Origin of the sequence: Pontibacter indicus, from assembly GCF_900156345.1 — a bacterium.
Classification (GTDB): domain Bacteria; phylum Bacteroidota; class Bacteroidia; order Cytophagales; family Hymenobacteraceae; genus Pontibacter; species Pontibacter indicus.
The window spans coordinates 136208-153717 of sequence record NZ_FTPP01000003.1; the positions used below are offsets into that span (position 1 = coordinate 136208).

14 protein-coding genes are annotated in these 17510 nt (G+C 54.2%); 12 read left to right on the forward strand and 2 right to left on the reverse strand.

The annotated features are described in order from the left end of the window. Positions 1–44: 44 nt before the first annotated feature. The 11 genes from B0B12_RS15375 (at position 45) to B0B12_RS15425 (ending at position 13461) form a co-directional block, all read left to right on the forward strand. On the forward strand, positions 45–995 hold the full coding sequence (locus B0B12_RS15375; protein WP_076670694.1) for a YeiH family protein: 951 nt from the start codon (positions 45–47) through the stop codon (positions 993–995). Between the two features lie 119 nt (positions 996–1114). Continuing rightward, positions 1115–2620, forward strand: a complete 1506-nt coding sequence (locus tag B0B12_RS15380; RefSeq protein WP_076670696.1) for a catalase — start codon at positions 1115–1117, stop codon at positions 2618–2620. Between the two features lie 146 nt (positions 2621–2766). Further along, on the forward strand, positions 2767–3084 hold the full coding sequence (locus B0B12_RS15385) for an ArsR/SmtB family transcription factor (RefSeq protein ID WP_076670698.1): 318 nt from the start codon (positions 2767–2769) through the stop codon (positions 3082–3084). Positions 3085–3191: 107 nt separating this feature from the next. After that, a complete protein-coding gene (locus tag B0B12_RS15390; RefSeq protein ID WP_244554733.1) occupies positions 3192–3590 on the forward strand; it encodes a rhodanese-like domain-containing protein in 399 nt (132 codons plus the stop codon). Between the two features lie 90 nt (positions 3591–3680). Continuing rightward, positions 3681–4082: a hypothetical protein gene (locus B0B12_RS15395; protein ID WP_244554734.1), complete on the forward strand. Its 402-nt coding sequence runs from the start codon at positions 3681–3683 to the stop codon at positions 4080–4082. A gap of 292 nt (positions 4083–4374) precedes the next feature. Beyond that, entirely contained in the window at positions 4375–5604 is a 1230-nt protein-coding gene (locus tag B0B12_RS15400; protein ID WP_076670702.1) for an exonuclease SbcCD subunit D C-terminal domain-containing protein, read from the forward strand. Between the two features lie 68 nt (positions 5605–5672). Further along, positions 5673–6143: a YcxB family protein gene (locus B0B12_RS15405; RefSeq protein WP_083704250.1), complete on the forward strand. Its 471-nt coding sequence runs from the start codon at positions 5673–5675 to the stop codon at positions 6141–6143. 24 nt (positions 6144–6167) lie between these two features. After that, entirely contained in the window at positions 6168–9818 is a 3651-nt protein-coding gene (locus B0B12_RS15410) for an AAA family ATPase (protein ID WP_076670706.1), read from the forward strand. 225 nt (positions 9819–10043) lie between these two features. Then, complete coding sequence (locus B0B12_RS15415) at positions 10044–12083, forward strand: sensor histidine kinase (protein WP_076670708.1); 2040 nt, start codon at positions 10044–10046, stop codon at positions 12081–12083. A 124-nt stretch (positions 12084–12207) separates the two neighbouring features. After that, positions 12208–13041 carry a thermonuclease family protein gene (locus B0B12_RS15420; protein ID WP_076670710.1) on the forward strand — a complete coding sequence of 278 codons (834 nt, stop codon included), beginning with the start codon at positions 12208–12210 and terminating at the stop codon, positions 13039–13041. Between the two features lie 45 nt (positions 13042–13086). After that, on the forward strand, positions 13087–13461 hold the full coding sequence (locus B0B12_RS15425) for a hypothetical protein (protein ID WP_076670712.1): 375 nt from the start codon (positions 13087–13089) through the stop codon (positions 13459–13461). 175 nt (positions 13462–13636) lie between these two features. Here the strand turns inward: B0B12_RS15425 and B0B12_RS15430 are convergent, their stop codons facing one another. Then, complete coding sequence (locus B0B12_RS15430; RefSeq protein ID WP_076670714.1) at positions 13637–14482, reverse strand: universal stress protein; 846 nt, start codon at positions 14480–14482, stop codon at positions 13637–13639. Between the two features lie 287 nt (positions 14483–14769). After that, positions 14770–15837 (reverse strand): DUF6687 family protein, encoded by a 1068-nt coding sequence (locus tag B0B12_RS15435; protein ID WP_076670716.1) that lies wholly within the window; start codon positions 15835–15837, stop codon positions 14770–14772. Between the two features lie 137 nt (positions 15838–15974). Here B0B12_RS15435 and B0B12_RS15440 point away from each other — a divergent pair, with 137 nt between their 5' ends. Continuing rightward, entirely contained in the window at positions 15975–17474 is a 1500-nt protein-coding gene (locus B0B12_RS15440; RefSeq protein WP_076670718.1) for a nicotinate phosphoribosyltransferase, read from the forward strand. Positions 17475–17510: the final 36 nt, after the last annotated feature.

Consider the following 17510-nt stretch of genomic DNA (forward strand, 5'->3'; position numbering starts at 1 on the left):
AGAACTGTAGATTTGTCGGCGATACGCCAATTTGCCCATCCAGCATGTCTAAACTTTTTCCGCTCCCTTCTCCCCTGCTCCAGAAAACGATCTTTATCGCGCTTGTGCTACTGATCCTGTTCACGCCCTACCTTAACTCGGCGATGGCATTGGGAGCTGGTTTGGTGGTTGGGTTGTTGCTAGGCAATCCGTTTCAGGCACATACCGGCAAAATTTCGAAATACCTGCTGCAGGCCGCAGTAGTAGGTTTGGGCTTTGGCATTGACCTGTACCAGGTGGCAGAAACCGGATTGATGGGCGCAGTCTATACCTTTGTGTCGCTGGCCGGCACCATGTTGGTTGGTTTGCTGCTAGGCAAGCTGTTCTATACGCCTCCCCGCCTCACGCACCTGGTTTCGTCGGGCACTGCCATCTGCGGGGGCAGCGCTATTGCGGCAGTGGCACCGGCCATTAAGGCAAATGACCAGGAAATTTCGGTGGCGCTCGGCATCGTGTTCGTCCTCAACGCGGTGGCGCTCTTCATCTTCCCGCCCATCGGACAAGCACTTAACCTTTCGCAGGAACAGTTCGGAGTTTGGGCCGCCATCGCCATCCACGACACCAGTTCGGTGGTAGGTGCCGCTACCCAATATGGAGAAGAAGCGCTTCAGATTGCCACTACCCTCAAACTGACCCGTGCGCTCTGGATCGTGCCCTTGGTGCTGGTTTCCAGCCTCATGTTTAAAGAAGGGGAAAAGAAGCTGAGCATTCCGGCCTTTATCTTGCTTTTCGTGCTGGCCTCGGTCATCAGCACTTTCGTTCCGATTATCGAGACGGTGTCGCCTACTATTGTAGCGCTGGCGAAAAAAGGGCTGCTGCTGAGTCTTTTTCTGATTGGTGCCAACATTAGCCTGAGCGCCCTGAAGGCCATTAGCCCGAAACCGTTCTGGCAGGGCGTCATCCTCTGGCTTTTTATTTCGGTGGTTTCACTGGCTTTTATCTACGGATTGGGCTAACCTGGCCACATTATAAACTAAACCTATCACTTCATCATTTTAATCGATTTGAACTATATAGTTCAGGGCTATACTTTTGAGGCATTCAAACTGAGTGATACTTCAAAAACCCTGGCTATATGAACAGCGAAAACCAACCTGTAAAACTGACTACTACCTCTGGCAAACCATATGTTGAGCACGAAAACAGCCTGACCGCCGGTCCGCGCGGACCGATCCTGCTCGAAGACTTTATTTTGCACGAGAAACTGGCGCACTTCAACCGTGAGCGCACCCCGGAGCGCGTGGTGCATGCCAAAGGCTCCGGCGCCTACGGTACCTTCACGGTTACCCACGACATCACCAAGTTTACCAAAGCCAAACTCTTCAACCAGATCGGCAAGGAGACGCGTGTGTTCCTGCGCTTCTCCACGGTGGGCGGCGAGAAAGGCAGCGCCGACTCCGAGCGCGACCCACGTGGCTTTGCCGTTAAATTCTACACCGAGGACGGCAACTGGGACCTGGTGGGCAACAACACGCCGGTGTTCTTTATCAAAGACCCGAAGAAATTCCCGGACTTTATCCATACCCAGAAGCGCGACCCGCGCACCAACACCAAAAGTGCAACCATGATGTGGGATTTCTGGTCGCTCAACCCCGAGAGTCTGCACCAGGTGGTGATCCTGATGAGCGACCGCGGCACGCCTTTTTCGTACCGCCACATGCACGGCTTCGGCAGCCATACCTTCTCGTTCATCAACAAAGACAACGAGCGCTTCTTCGTCAAGTTCCACTTCAAGACGCTGCAGGGCATCCAGAACCTAACAGATTCGGAGGCCACTCTGATGAAAGGCATGGACCCCGACCACGCGCAGCGAGACCTGGTAGCATCCATTGACCGAGGCGACTTCCCGCGTTGGGCGCTAAAAGTGCAGATCATGCCCGAAGCTGAGGCAGCTAACTATAAGTGGAATCCGTTCGACCTGACCAAGGTATGGTCGCAGAAAGACTACCCGCTGATCGACGTGGGCGTGCTGGAACTAAACGAGAACCCGGACAACTATTTTGCGCACGTGGAGCAGGCTGCCTTTGCCCCGGCGCACCTCGTGGACGGCATCGGCTTTTCGCCGGACCGCATGCTGCAGGGCCGCATCCTCTCCTACCCGGATGCGCACCGCTACCGCATTGGCGCCAACTACGAGCAGATTCCGGTGAACCGTTGTCCGTTTGCCGTGAACAATTACCAGCGCGACGGCGCCATGCGGGTGGACGGCAACGGCGGCAGCGCCCCGAACTATTTCCCGAACTCTTTCGACAACATCCGGGCAGACGAATCCTACAAGGAGCCGGCCCAAAACCTGGGCAACAACGTGGTGGCCGACTGGTACGACCGCAACGCTGAGGGCGAGAACGACCACTATACCCAGCCGGGCGATCTGTTCCGCCTGATGTCGCCGGAGGACAAGAAAAACACCATTAGCAACATCGTTGGAGCCATGCAAGGTATAGACGGACCGAAGCGGGCTGAGATCATAAACCGTCAGCTGTGTCACTTCTTCCGAGCCGACATCGGACTTGGACTGGGTGTTGCACAAGGCCTGGGTGTAGACGTAAGCGCGCACACGGGCGGCGTGCAGGCTCACTAACCTGACACATATTTTGTGCTATGAAAAGCCGGCCCTGTGCCGGCTTTTCTGTTTTGCGCCCGGAACCTAAAGCAGCTCAGGATTGTATCTAAATTAATACATGAATAAATGATCATGTATTGCGATTACCTATTATTTATACCTCCATGACCGACCTAAGAGTAAGGGTAGACAAGAAAAAGCTGGAACGGACGGCCTACGTGCTCAAATGCGTGGCGCACCCGGTGCGCATCAGCATCATCGATTTGCTGGAACAGCAAGAGCAACTCACGGTGAGCCAGTTGCAGGAAGTGCTCGATATTGAGCAGTCGCTGCTTTCGCACCACCTCACCAACATGCGCGACAAAGGGCTGGTGGAAACCCGGCGGCAGGGCAAAAACGTCTTCTATTTCCTCACCGACTCCGGCATATCCAACATCATCGATTGCATCAAGGGCTGCAAACCGGTGCAAAAGCAGGTATAGTGAAATGAAATTATTTTCATATAATTACCTTCTGAACCCTGACAGCGCAGACGCACCCCAATCCCGTTTAAAAGCGTTAAATTAGCAGAGCTTAAACCGCCACACCCATGAAACTATACCTGATGACCGTACTGGCCGCCGGCCTAATGAACTGCAGCAGCCCACAGCAGGGCACCGCTAAAGTCCAAACCCTATCTGCTACCGAATACAAAGCCCACCATGAAAAGATCGACAATAAAGAAGTTATCTTGGTTGATGTGCGCACTCCTGCTGAGTTTGAAGCGGGACACCTCGACAAAACGCAACACGCCGACTTCCTGAGCGGGGAGTTTGAAAAGGAAATGCCGACCTGGGACAAGGATAAGGTTTACTACTTATACTGTGCCAGTGGGAACCGTAGCGGCAAAGCGGCCAAACTGATGGAGGAAGCAGGCTTTAAGAAGGTATATAACATTGGTGGATATCAGGATCTTAAAGCAGCCGGACTGCCTGTAAAAGAAAGATAAATTAAATTGCTACAGCATGTGTTCGCCAATTGGTATTTATACGTACCTTTACATAATTTAATTGACTTCATGCTGCTAAAACAACCCACCTTGCAAACCCTGTTTTCCTCTGATTTCTATACGATAGAAGTTGACCGGGAAAATAATTTACTGCTGGCTGAGTGGCATCGGGGCGTGAGTTACGACGAAATGGTGACGGGCGGCACCAAACTCTTTGAAGCGCTCCGTGACACGGGCATCACCAGGGCCGTGGCCAATGCGGAGCGGCTCATCCTACTGGACGCAGCCACCAAGGAATGGATGTCTTCGAATTTCTACGTGCTGCTCTCCCAAACCTCACTTCAGAAACTGGCCCGCGTACTGCCGGCCAGCCTGTTTGCCAAGTTGGCCCTTGAGGCAGTCGCTACCCGCGCCGAGGCGCAAAACACCAACCGGTTCCAGTTCAAGAATTTCTCCAATCAGCAAGACGCCCTGATCTGGATCAACCAGTAGAACCAGTTGGTGGTTGTTTGCAAAAGGATGTTTTCCGGAAAATCAACACGATTTCAGGTAGACGAATAAACTGCTGAAAAGCCATTCCCAGACTCTCCTGAACCGGTTTCTCAGAACATTTCTTATTTCAGCTGCTCTTATACCTGCCTTCCTTTTGAGTAGTCTCACCTTAGTCTAATCCATTTTATATAGCAAATCCGCTATACCTGATCCGGAAAAATTTATATCACAAACTTGCAGTATAGCTATGCCTTAATGTAACTTGTGGTGCAAAGGAGAAAGGAACAGGGACATGCGCATACTTCACACTTCAGACTGGCACCTCGGCCAGCGACTCGTCAACCTCGAACGAACCGAAGAACACCAGCATTTCCTGGACTGGCTCCTGCAAACCATTGAAACCGAACAGGTAGAGGTGCTCCTGATGGCCGGCGATGTGTTCGACACGGGCGCTCCCTCCAACACGGCCCTCAAGCAATATTACAACTTTCTGACGAAGGTATGCGCCACCTGCTGCCGCCACATCATCATCACGGGCGGCAACCACGACTCTGTTGCCACGCTCAACGCCCCCAAAGAACTGCTCGATTGTTTTAACATAAAAGTGATAGGTGGCGCCACCGGCAATCTGCTGAACGAGCTGATCGAACTGCGGAACGAGAAGGGCGAGCTGGAAATGGTGGTTTGTGCCGTGCCTTTCCTCCGCGACCGCGACATCCGGCTGTCTATACCTGGCGAAAGCTACGAAGAGCGCGAGCAGCGCATCAAGCAAGGTATAGCCGCGCACTACGCCTCCTTTGTGCCGCATGTGCAGCCTTACAAAACTCAAGGTATACCGGTGGTGGCCATGGGCCATTTGTTTGCCGCCGGTGGCTCGGCTTCCGACAGCGAAAAGGAAATTCACGTCGGCAACCTCGGCCAGATCGGCGCTGACCAGTTCCCGCGTGAGTTCGACTACGTGGCCCTCGGTCACCTGCACCGTCCGCAGCAGGTCAACAAAACACACCACATCCGCTACTCCGGCTCCCCCATTCCGCTCAGTTTTAGTGAAGTGACGGATAAAAAAGTAGTTTATGTGCTGGATTTCGAAAACGGAAAACTCACCGATCTGAAAGAGATCGCTATACCTGTCTGCCGCAAACTGGTGCGCTTTAAGGGCAGTTTGGAAGAGGTGAAACAGAAAATTGCCGTGTATGATAACAGCAGCTATACCTTACCGGCCTGGGCCGAGCTGCAGGTAGAACTCGATGCGCCTATACCTGACCTGAGCCAGCAACTGGACGAAATTCTGAAACTGAAAAGTGACGAGCTGCAACTCCTGATCCACCGTCCGCCCATCATCAAAACAGCTCGAAGAACGCTGGAGCAGGAAGTGCGCCAAGAAGTGGACCTCCATACCCTGAGCGAGCGCGACGTGTTCCTGAAGCGTTGCGAAAGCGCCTTCCCGGAAAGCGACCACACGGAGCTGCGCCATACCTTCGCCGAGCTGCTGGAGCTGATGCGGCAGGAGGAGAACAGCTAATAAATTTAAGATTCAACCATATTTTACTGATTCACTAACTTGGCGAATCAGTAGTAAATCACTTCAACATGATCCAAACTTATACCTATGCCTTATCTCCCAAAACCTATTTCAGGATCATTGCTGAAAACAGACTTCGTCGATTCTGGTGGCTATACCTTTTGATGATTATTTTCAGTTTATCATCACTTGATAGGTTTGGAGATGACAACTTTATAACAACTTACATTATTGTATCAGCAGTCTATTTGCCCTGTCTCTTTATCTATTTGTATTTCTGGGCAACATCACGGAAAAACCAGAACTTATTTTTACCCCATTCTTTTACAGTTGATGAAAAGATGATGACTTCTACAAGTGCGGGTAACTTTCAAAGCGAAATACCGCTGCAGCTTATAATAAAAACTGTCGAAAGAAAAAGCTATTGGCTGCTGTATATCGCGAAGTCGCAGTTTATATACATCCCGAAGGCCGTGTTCCCGACTCAGGAAGATCTAGCGACTTTTAAAAGGCTAATGTCCGGCACAAAAAACAAATAGTTATTACTCTCTCTTCTAACCTCCATGAAAATCCTCGCCGTCCGCTTCCTCAACCTCAACTCGCTCAAGGGTGAGCACGAGATCCGCTTCGACCAGAGTCCGCTGGCTGATGCGGGGTTGTTTGCCATTACTGGTCCGACCGGGGCGGGCAAGACCACCATTCTGGATGCGATCACGGTGGGGCTATATGGACAGGCGCACCGGCATAACAACGACCGTCCGCTGGAGCTGATGACGCGCCACACGGCTGAGTGCTTTTCGGAGGTGGAGTTTGAGGCCAACGGCCAGGTATACCGTTCGAAGTGGCACTTGCGCCGCAGCCGAGGCAAAGCAGACGGCAAGATACAGCCCGTGCACATGGAACTCTACGACCTCGAAAAGGAAGAGCTGTTTGACCTGAAACCAAGCGAAGTGCCTGCCATGGTGGCCGAGATCTGCGGACTCGACTACAGTCAGTTTCTGCGCTCGGTGATGCTGTCGCAGGGTGACTTTGCCCGCTTCCTGAAGGCAAGCCCGAGCGAGCGCAGCAGTCTGCTTGAGAAAATAACCGACACGGGCATTTACTCCGACATCTCCAAATTTGCGTTTGAGAAGGCCAAGCAGGAGCGCCTGAAATACGAAAGTCTGGAGCAACTGCTTCAGAACACGCAGCTGTTGCCCGAGGAGCAGCGCCTGGCCTATGAAGCCAGCATACAGGAGCTGACGACCCAGGAAACGGCCCTACAGCAGGACCTGGCCATGCTTCAGGCCAAGGTGCAGTGGCTGCAGCAGGTGGCGCAGTTGCAAACACGGCAGCAACAGCACCAGCAGGCCCTTGTGGTACAGGAGCAGAAACTGCAGCAGCTCCAACCCGATTTCATGAAACTCGCCCAGCACCAGCAGGCCAATCAGTTTGTAGGCGAACTGGCCGAGATCCGGAGCGCCAACTCCAAAGTGGTCGAGGCGCTGGAGCAGCTGCATACCTTGCAAAAAAGGGTACCCGTACTCGAGACCGAACTGGAAGCCGCCGGAAAAATAGCCCTGGATGCGACCAAAGCATTTCAGCATCAGGAAGAGGCCGTGCAAAAGCTAGAACCGATCCTCGCCCAGGTCACCCGACTCGACCACCAGCTCAACAGCGTTCGCGCATCTTACACGAGAAACAAAGACGCCTACAAAGATTTTGAACAGAAACTGCAGCAGGAACAAGCACAACTCCAGACCAGCCAGGCCGAGCTGGAACAACTAACGCTGCAGGCCACAGGTATAAAAAACTGGCTGGAGCAAAACGGACGGCTACAAGACCTGAAAGAGCATCTGCCTGAGTTCAAGGCAACCTTGCGCGACCTGAACGAAGTAGAGCTGCGCATCCGTCGCAACCAACAGGAACAGCATGAACTGACGCAACAGCGAGCTCGGGAAGCTGCTGAACTCGCTGCGCTGCAGGAGCAACAGACGAAACAGCAGTCGCTACACGGACAACTGCAGCAACAGAAAGGCGAAAAGCTGAACGCCCTGCAAGGTATACTTGCTGACAAAAGCATGGAGGAACTGGAGCAGGCAGCACAAGCACAGCCTGCGCTGCTGGCCCGCTATGAGCGGCTGCATGAAGTAGCCCAGCAGCATACCGCGCAGCGACAAAAGCTCCTGCAAACCAACAGCCAGCTGGCACAGCTAAAACAACAAATTACAGAAACCGATACCGCACTCCAGAACAACCAAAACAGGTATAGCCAAGCCAGCGAGCACCTGCAGGCACTTCAGAAAGTCGTGCAACTACAACAGCAGATTCAGCAGTACGAGGAGGCCCGCCACACCCTGGCGCAGGACGAGCCCTGTCCGCTGTGCGGCTCCACCCACCACCCGTTTGCGGAAAACGGCTATACCTTCGACCTGCCCGAAGAGGTGCAGAAACGCGACAACCAGCAGACACTGGTGAAGGAACTGGAGCAAGCTATACAAAAGCTACAGTTACAACTTAACTCCCTGGAGCAAAAACAGCAATTGGAGCAAAACGCCCAAACTGAGGCAGAGACTGTGTTACAACGGCTCTCCCATACCTTTGAGCAGGCCGCATCCGGATTGCCACACACGGTAGATATAGAACAGGTAGACCGGCTGGCACAGCTACTGCTTACCCAGCAACAAACTGCCACGGTCCTGCAACAGCAGCTCGCCCAAGCCCGGGCACTGAGCCGCGACCTGGAAGGCATCAACCAGCAACTGCAGCAGCTGCACGAGGCACAGGTGCAGGCCCAGTCTACCCTCAACCAGCTGCAGGCCTCTGACAAAATGCTACAAACTCAGCTGCAGAAGCTGCAGGCTAGCCTGGCCGACGAGCAAGAGCAACAGCAGGCACACACCGAAACGGCCGAATCCTTTGCCGCTGCGTATGGGCTGCGCCACACACCTGATGAGCGCCTCAGCCTGGTGCAGACCCTGGACCAGCAAGCCATTGCCTATACCCAAAAACAGCAGGCGCTGGAAGGAATGCGGGAGGAGTACATCAAATTGCAGCAATCGGTTAAGAACCAGCAGGCCAACCTTGCCCAGAAACTAAAGGAGCAGGAAGAACGTCAGCAGTCACTGAAAGCCGAGCATGAACAATTGACGCAGCTCAAGACCGAGCGCTATACCTTGTTTGGCGACAAAGACCCTGACAGAGAGCGCAGAGCAGCCCAGGAGGAGCTGAGCGCGCGAGCTAGGCAAGCCGAAGAGGCACGCCGCAGCCAGTTGCAGAAACAGCAGGAACTGCACGAAGCCCGCTCCCGCCAGACAGAGTGCCAGCAAAAGCACCAGCAGAACACCTCGGTGCTGGAAGAGCTGCGCCAGGGTTTGCTGCACGTGTTGCAGCAAAAGGGCATCGAAACCATCGAAGTGCTGAGCCAGATGCTGCTGCACCGCGACGAGGCTGACCGCCTGGCCAACCTGAAAGCGCAAAGTGAAAAGCACCTGACCGAGCTCCGTAAGAGTCTGAGCGACGTGCAGCAGGAACTGGCGCAGCTGCAGCAGCAACAGTTGACCGACGAAGGCATGGCAGCACTACAAGAGCAGCAACAGGAGAAAATAGCACTACAGCGGGATTTGATCTCACAGCGGGCACGCCAGCAGCTCTTGTTAGACCAGGATACCAAACAGCGCGAAAAGAACCAGGAACTGGCAGAACAGCTGAAATCGCAGCAGCAAGTGTGCCACCGCTGGACTCAGCTCGCCGACCTGATCGGGTCGTCGGACGGCTCCAAGTTCAGCCGTTTTGCGCAGGGGCTCACCCTGGCCCGCCTCGTGGAGCTGGCCAATCGCCACCTGCTCAAGCTCAACGACCGCTACCGCATCCTCAAGTCCCCGGACGAGGACCTGGCCCTGCACATTGTTGACACGTACCAGGCAGAGACAGTGCGCCCCATGAATACCCTGTCCGGCGGCGAAAGCTTCCTAGTCAGCCTGGCGCTCGCATTGGGCCTTTCGGACCTGGCCGGCCGCCGTACCCAAATCAACTCCCTCTTCATCGACGAGGGCTTTGGCACCCTGGATGCTGACACACTGGAGGCCGCCATCTCGACGCTGGACAACCTGCATGCAGCCGGCAAAACCATTGGTATCATCTCGCATGTGGAGGCACTGAAAGAGCGGATCAGCACTCAGATCGTGGTAACCAAAAAACCGGGCGGGGTAAGCTCCATCCGGGTCGTGGCCTGAGATTGCCCTCTTCACTCCCTTTCATAACATAGGACTACAATTGCTCTATCTAGGCAATTGTAGTCTTTCTATGCGGGATTAAAGCAATTCATTTACATTAAAAATTGCACTTTTCACACAGGCCTTTATATACCCGAATTCGGATTAGCATTATTTAACATTAAATTCTTATATTGCTCGCTACTAATGAACACATTACGGTAATCCAACCATAGAGAGGTACTTATGCTTCTACTATTCCTGACTCGTTTTTTTTTACTTATAACGCTTTCGCAGCCCCAGCAGAAGATCCTGATACAGGAACTGAAAACTGAATTGGAGCAGACGGAGGATACAGCCCGTAAGGTGGAGTTATACTGCGAGCTAAGCAAGGCGCACAAAAGCATCAATCCGAAAACCACCATTGCATACGGCAACAAGGCAGTTGATCTGGCCCAAAAGGCAGGCGACGACAAACTGCTGGCCCAGGCTTACAACGAAACCGGTTCCGGGCACTACCTGCTCGGCGACATCGACAAGGCTGTTCAGTTCTATTACAAGGCACTCCGGATCCGCGAGAAACTGGGCGACCCCTCGGACCTGAGCGCCAGCTACAACAACATCGGCAATGTGTACGCCGACCAGAAAAATCACAAGGAGGCCCTTCCGCTTTACAAAAAGTCGCTCTCGCTGGCCACCACAGCACAAGACACCTTGCGTATGAGCAGCGCCCTGAGCAATATTGGTGGCGTATACCTGGACCAGGGCAAATACGACCTGGCTCTGGTTTATTACCGGGAGGCGCTCCCGATCCAGGAGAAACTGAATGACAAACAAGGCATCCTGATCTCGCTCATTAACATCGGGGACGCCTTTAACGGCAAAAACGATTATCAAACAGCGCTTTCCTATTTCAACAGAGCCCATCAGATTGCCAATGACCTGGGCAGTCAGCATGACGAGGTATACGTGCTGCGCGGCAAGGCCGAGTCGTACCTGAAAGCCGGCAAATTTGAGAAAGCGCTCGACAACGCTCTGGCCAGCCTGGAACTGGCCAAGTCCTATGAGGGCAAGTATGTCATCCGGGAGAATGCCGCCATCCTGGACCGGATCTATGCCGCAATGGGCAACTATGAAATGGCCCACTACTACCTCACGCTCCACAACACTTACAACGACAGCCTGCAGAACGAGCGGGCCGCCGACCGCATTGCACAGGAGCGCGTGAAGTACGAAACAGCCCAGAAAGACAAGGAGAACCTGCTGCTTCGCGCCGAGCAGGAGCTAAACCTGCGCAAACTGGAGCAGCGGAGCATTGTGCAGTATTTCACCGTTGCGCTCCTGTTGTTGGTATGTGCCGTGGCCTATGTTTTCTTCAGAGGAAGACAGCACCAAAGCCGCATCAACAAGCTGCTCACCCAGAAGAATGAGCTGATCATGCACAAGAACCAGGCCCTGAACCAGCACCAGAAAGCCCTGACTGAACAGGCGCAGCAGCTCAACATACAGAAAGAAAAACTGACGCAACTTAACACCATCAAAGACAAGCTCTTCTCTGTGATCGCACACGACCTGCGCGGTCCGCTGGTGGCGCTCAAAGGACTACTGCATGTGATGGCCATGGGCAAAGTGCCGGCCGACAAGCAGGAAGGACTTTTCAACAGCTTGGTGAAAGGGCAGCAGAACGTGCTCTGGATGCTCGACAACTTGTTCGACTGGGCCAGGGCGCAAATGGAGGGCTTTGAGGCCGACCCGAAACCACTACCACTGCGGGAGCTGGTGGACGAAAACATCCGCCTGCTTCAGCCGGTGGCCAGCAGCAAAGAAGTGGTGCTGGATAACCGGATAGACCCTAGCCTGACAGGCTGTGCCGACAAGGAAATGATTCGTCTGGTGCTGCGCAACCTGATCTCGAATGGTATTAAGTTCTGCAAGGCAGGCGACACCGTGACACTTTCGGCCAGGCTGCAGGGCGACCACGTGCTGGTATTGGTGAAAGACACAGGTATAGGCATGACGCAGGAAGTACAGCAAAAGCTGTTTGGTGGTGGCAGCTTCTCCAGCCGCGGTACCGCCAACGAAAAAGGCAGCGGCCTGGGCCTGGCACTCTGCAAAGACTTCGTGGAGCACAACGGCGGTGCGATTTGGGTCGAGAGCGCCCCAGGTATGGGCAGCACATTCATGTTCACACTCCCCTGCTCTGTTAAGAACGAAGAAAAAGAAGACGACACCCCTCCGACGCCGGAGAAGGAAGAAAAGGCTGCCGAACAATTACAATTAGCTTAGTATCTCCTCGATCAGTATTTAAAGAGGGCTGCTTCTGAAAAGAGGCAGCCCTCTTTAATGCGGCGCGCAAGAAAAACAAATACTTCTGTTTGTGGTAAAAGGAGAATAGCAGCACCTTTGCCCCATGAATAAGTCCATCTTATACCTACTCGTTTTCACCAGCCTGCTGGCCACTCCTGCCTGCAAGCAAGACAATGAAAAAGCACGGGAGGAATTCCGTCGGCGTCGCGGTGCTGTAGAGCAAACCACCACCCAGCCAACTGCCCCTGCAGAAGACCCTGCGAGGCCAGACGTAGTACCGGAAGATAACACAACAGCCATACCTGAAACGGAAGCCCCGACCGTGCCCGGCGACCGGGTAGTGGGTGTAAAGGACGGCGACACCTTTGAGCTGCTACGCAATGGGCAAACGATCACGGTGCGCCTGCTGGGTATCGACACACCCGAGAAGAACCAGGCGTATGGCCAGCGGGCCAAGCAGTTTGCCTCCGATCTGGCCTTTGGAAAAAACGTGCGCCTGATCGAGCACAACAAAGACCGCTACGGGCGCACCGTGGGCACGATCATACTGCCCGACGGCCGCAACCTGAACGAGGAACTGGTGCGCGAAGGCTTTGCCTGGCACTACACCGCCTACTCCAAAGACAAAACTCTGGCTAACCTCGAAGCGGATGCACGCCGCTTTAAACGGGGGCTCTGGCAGGATCCGAACCCAATCGCCCCCTGGGATTTCCGCAAGCAAAAACCTGCTCCCGTTGACAACAGCAAGGCTCCTATACCTGCCGGCGCCACCAAACGCCAGGTATACCTTTGCGACAGCTCCGGCTCGGGCGTGTACCATTACAATACCAACTGCTCCGTTTTGAAGCGATGCAAAGAGCAGGTAGTTACCGTTACAGAAGCTGCAGCGATACGGGAACACAACAGGCGTGCCGACAAAACTTGCAGCCCTAAATAATTCCGCTTACTTTAGTTATAGCATTCTATCCAACCCAACACCGATATGTTTAAAAAGACCCTGGCAGGTATGTTTGGCCTGCTCCTTTCGCTGGCTTCCTGCCAGTCACCCGACAACGCACAAACAGAACAGCCTGCCGCTCAAGAAATAACCGCAGCAGCCGACACAACGAAGCGTGAGCCCCGCCCAAAGCCTGATTACTATAATTTTAGAGGGGTGGAGCGAAAGCGGGTGTACATTTGCATGGACGCTACAGAAGACACATTCCATCAAAAACACGACTGTCCTGAACTCATCACCTGCAAAGGTCAGTTCCGCAATCTGATTCTGGCCCGCGCTATCGAAGACTTTGACCGCTACAACTGCGAGACCTGCAGTGCCAACCTGGCCTACATTTTTGATGAAACATACGTACCGTAGTAGCGTCAGGCTTTAGAGTATGGTAATGCGTGGCCACTTTTCCAGATTATGCTGCACACCTTGTAGCACTAGTCTTTTTAAAATGGCGCTGCAGTAACTTACAGGTATACAAAAACAAAAGCGGCTGCTCCGGAAACAGAGCAGCCGCTTTTGTTTTTGTATTGCTATCTGGTACTTACTTCTTTCCCTTAATCACAAGCAATGGCACTACGGCCTGGTAAGTCATTTTTTCGGCCAGGCTCTGCGAAAAGAGCTCACGCAGGAAGCCTTTTTCACGCCGCAGGATCGCGACCATATCCGCGCCCGATGCGTCGTAATACTCCTTGATTCCGTCGGTGCGGCGTTTGCTTTCTACCTCCTCAAAACGAATGGGCGCACCCGGGAAAGCCTGCTCCATCTCCTGCAGGAAACGATCTTTCTTATCGCTTGTGCGACCCGCCTTGTTCACGTGCACCACATCCACACTGGCCCCGAACATGGCCGCAAAGTCCAGCACTTCGCGAAGGGTGGCTATGTCCTCGGCCGCGTAGTCCGATGCATAAATAATTTTGTTGATGCGCGGCTGCGCGGCGGTGGAAGGCACCGAAAGTACCGGACACTTCACTTGCTCCATCACGGCCTCGGCATTACTTCCGATCAGCATTTCTTCGAGGGCATTGCCGCCGCCCGTAGTTCCCATCACGATCAGGTCATAGCCAGCAGTTTTGGTCAGATGCTCGGCCAGATCGGTCAGCAGGGCCTCCCTCACAATGTAGTCGCAGGTGAACCCACCATCGCGGTTGGCACCATGGCGCTCCTCCATTTCACGGCAGAGGGTTACCAGCCTTTTCTCGGCATCCTGCATCTGCTCGCCCAATAGTTCGCTGGCGACCAGGGCCGTTTCAGAGGTATCGACAATAGGCAGGTGCACCACGTGCAGCAGCGTGAGGTGACCTCCGGACTGACGGGCGATCATCACGGCGTATTCTAGCGCGTTATTGGCTGTTTTAGAAAAGTCGGTCGGGCAAAGGATTTTTTTCATGTTGTCTGGTGGTTGGGTAGGCGTCTATATCAGGTATTTACTATGTATACGTATCGAAGCAAAAATGCGCTTTAATCTTGCCAATTAAAATGACTTGCATCACCTCAGGTAATTTCTGTGCGCCTAATTATACCTGCCCCAAAGGCACTTTGTTCAACCATGCTGTCATAAAGCACCTGCACTACCTGAGAGATAATCGGTTATCCAACTGCCCAATCCGTAGTTCCCCTGCTGCCTGAGGGTACTATCCTGAAATAGCTGTTGTCCCGTAAATACCGCGGGCCAGACTATTTGCCTATCTCCTTGTTCAGTGCCTTCACTTCTTCCCATGTCCAGTAGCGCTTCGGCGCTATACCTGCATACCTTTCCCGGAAGTAGTCCACGACCAGTTGCTTCATTTGATCGGCAGGTATAGACGAGGCATAGATCTCGCGGGTGGTCGGGTGGTCGTAGCGCTCCATGCGCGAGAGGTCCTTTCCTTCGAGGCGCAGCAGCGGGCCTGTTTCCGTAAAATTGTCCGCCGTCCAGGTATAGCCAGAGGTTTCCAGGGCATTGAGTTGTTCGGCCAGCGGTTTCAGGCTGATACGCGGCAGCGTGGGTCTGGATACGAAATCGATCCAGGTGGTGTACTTATACTCCAGCTCGTAGCGGTTGCCTTCGTAGCAGCTCAGGACCATGTCGAAGCCGATGGTGCGGCTGAACAGGGAGTAGTAATGCACCGGTTTCTGTGTGTTGATCACGATCAGGCCTATATCAGGAAAGCGCTCCAATTTTGTGTCGGGCTTGTACATGTCGCGATAGCCAAGCAGCACGTCGGCCACTTCTTCTTCCCAAACCGGCTTTTCCCAGTCAGGGTCCTGGAGCACACGACCAAACTCCCGCAGAAAATACCGGAACTTGTCGACGCAGCGTTTGGCTTCTTTTTCTTCAGACTCCTCCGCCCCGAAAGGCGCGTAGAACATGTCGCGCTCGCGGGTGTTGAGCCAGCAGACCAGTTTGAGGGCCTCCCCTGCCAGCGGATGGTTGAGGTCCAACTCCCGGAAGTCGCCGATGTGGGCCATCAGGCGCAGCAGCTCCTCGTTCTCCAACGCCAGCTCCGGATTCAGCAAACTCCATACCCCCACAAACCCGTCGATGTCGAAATGGTTGGCCGTGACGTAAGGCAGTTCCAGACCGGGCAGGTTGAGGCGCATGGCGTGTAGTACCATGGCGGCGCTTGTGTCGTCGCGCACTTCGGTTGGAGCGGGCGCGCCACGCCAGTGCGAAAGCACCAGCCCGTTGGGGTGCATACTGTCCACGATGATGGCTTTTTTCTCTTTTACCTCGCCAAAAGGTATAAACTGTCGCTTTATCATGCCTTAAAGATAGTTAAATCTGGCATCAACCCTTAAATTCGGGCGTTCATCAGGGCAAAGCAGGTATACCGGGCACCCGGCACATCCAATTGACCTGGCATCCGTTTTTCTCTATAAAATCATCAACACATATCCCCATGTCCACTCTTCAGCAGCTTTACCGAAATTCCCTCTCCCTCCTGACAGACCTCTACCAGCTCACGATGGCCTACGGCTACTGGAAGGAAGGGATGGCGGAGCGCGAGGCTGTTTTTCACCTCTATTTCCGCAAGCCGCCTTTTAAGGGGGGTTACACGATAGCCGCGGGACTGGCCCATGCGGTGGAGTACCTGCAGCAACTGCAATTCACGGAGGACGATCTGGCCTATCTGGGCAGCCTGCGCGGAGGCAACGACAAGCCGCTGTTTGAGCAGGCTTTCCTGGACTACCTGCGCGACCTGCGCTTTACCTGCGACGTGGATGCCATACCGGAAGGGAGCGTGGTGTTCCCCAGCGAGCCACTGATCAGGGTGCGCGGACCGCTGCTGCAGGCGCAACTTGTGGAGACGCCCCTGCTTACGATCATGAACTTCCAGACCTTGATCGCGACCAAGGCAGCCCGTGTGAAGGAGGCGGCAAAGGGAGATTTGGTAAGTGAGTTTGGCATGCGCCGTGCCCAGGGTATAGATGGGTCGCTGGCTGCGGCCAGGGCCGCCTACGTGGGCGGCGTGGACGCCACCTCCAACCTGCTGGCCGGCAAACTGTTCGACATACCTGTAACAGGTACCCACGCCCACAGCTGGGTGCAGGCATTTGAGAGCGAAGCAGATGCCTTTGAGGCCTACGGCAAAGCCTTCCCCCAGGACTCGGTGTTTCTGGTGGATACTTACAACACGTTGGAAGGGGTGCGCCACGCCATTGAAGTAGCCAAAAAACTGAAGCCCACCGGCTTTAAGCTCAAAGGCATACGCCTGGACTCCGGCGATTTGACATACCTGAGCATCGAGGCCCGCAAGCTGCTCGACGAGGCAGGTATGGCCGACACCAACATTGTGGCCAGCAACGACCTGGATGAGAACATTGTGACCAGCCTGAAACAGCAGGGCGCCAAAATCAACGTCTGGGGAATCGGCACGCAACTGGTAACCGCCTACGACCAGCCGGCTCTGGGCGGTGTATACAAGTTGGCGGCGCTGAAGCAGGAAGATGGCGAGTGGAACTATACCCTGAAACTGTCGGAGCAGCTCGAGAAAACCTCCAACCCAGGTATACAGCAAGTGCGCCGTTTCTACGATGGCCAGGGCTATGTGGCCGACATGATCTACAACGAAGCGGAGCCACTGCCTGACAAGGTGCTCATTGTGAGCCCAACCGACAACACTCGTCGCAAGTCCGTTCCAGCGGGCACGGCTTACAAGGACCTCTTGATTCCTATTCTCTCAACAGGAAAGCTTGTGCAGGAACTACCCGATTTGAAGGCTATCCGGAAGCATCGCGAAGAGGAGATCAGGAAGCTGCACGAGAGCATCCGCCGCCTGTTGAACCCGCACGCCTACCCGGCTGGCCTGGAGGCAGGCTTCCACCAGTTCAAGACCGAGCTGGTGCTGGCCCTGCGCGAGAAAGGCGAGGCTGCTTTGAAGGAGCGGCAGGCACAGTAGCGAGGCTATACCTTAGCGTTTGCGGCCGCTCGAAAA

Coding starts and splice junctions, on each gene's coding strand:
- B0B12_RS15375 (WP_076670694.1), top strand. CDS start 45: ATGTCTAAACTTTTTCCGCTCCCTTCTCCCCTGCTCCAGAAAACGATC.
- B0B12_RS15380 (WP_076670696.1), top strand. CDS start 1,115: ATGAACAGCGAAAACCAACCTGTAAAACTGACTACTACCTCTGGCAAA.
- B0B12_RS15385 (WP_076670698.1), top strand. CDS start 2,767: ATGACCGACCTAAGAGTAAGGGTAGACAAGAAAAAGCTGGAACGGACG.
- B0B12_RS15390 (WP_244554733.1), top strand. CDS start 3,192: ATGAAACTATACCTGATGACCGTACTGGCCGCCGGCCTAATGAACTGC.
- B0B12_RS15400 (WP_076670702.1), top strand. CDS start 4,375: ATGCGCATACTTCACACTTCAGACTGGCACCTCGGCCAGCGACTCGTC.
- B0B12_RS15405 (WP_083704250.1), top strand. CDS start 5,673: ATGATCCAAACTTATACCTATGCCTTATCTCCCAAAACCTATTTCAGG.
- B0B12_RS15410 (WP_076670706.1), top strand. CDS start 6,168: ATGAAAATCCTCGCCGTCCGCTTCCTCAACCTCAACTCGCTCAAGGGT.
- B0B12_RS15415 (WP_076670708.1), top strand. CDS start 10,044: ATGCTTCTACTATTCCTGACTCGTTTTTTTTTACTTATAACGCTTTCG.
- B0B12_RS15420 (WP_076670710.1), top strand. CDS start 12,208: ATGAATAAGTCCATCTTATACCTACTCGTTTTCACCAGCCTGCTGGCC.
- B0B12_RS15425 (WP_076670712.1), top strand. CDS start 13,087: ATGTTTAAAAAGACCCTGGCAGGTATGTTTGGCCTGCTCCTTTCGCTG.
- B0B12_RS15430 (WP_076670714.1), bottom strand. CDS start 14,482: ATGAAAAAAATCCTTTGCCCGACCGACTTTTCTAAAACAGCCAATAAC.
- B0B12_RS15435 (WP_076670716.1), bottom strand. CDS start 15,837: ATGATAAAGCGACAGTTTATACCTTTTGGCGAGGTAAAAGAGAAAAAA.
- B0B12_RS15440 (WP_076670718.1), top strand. CDS start 15,975: ATGTCCACTCTTCAGCAGCTTTACCGAAATTCCCTCTCCCTCCTGACA.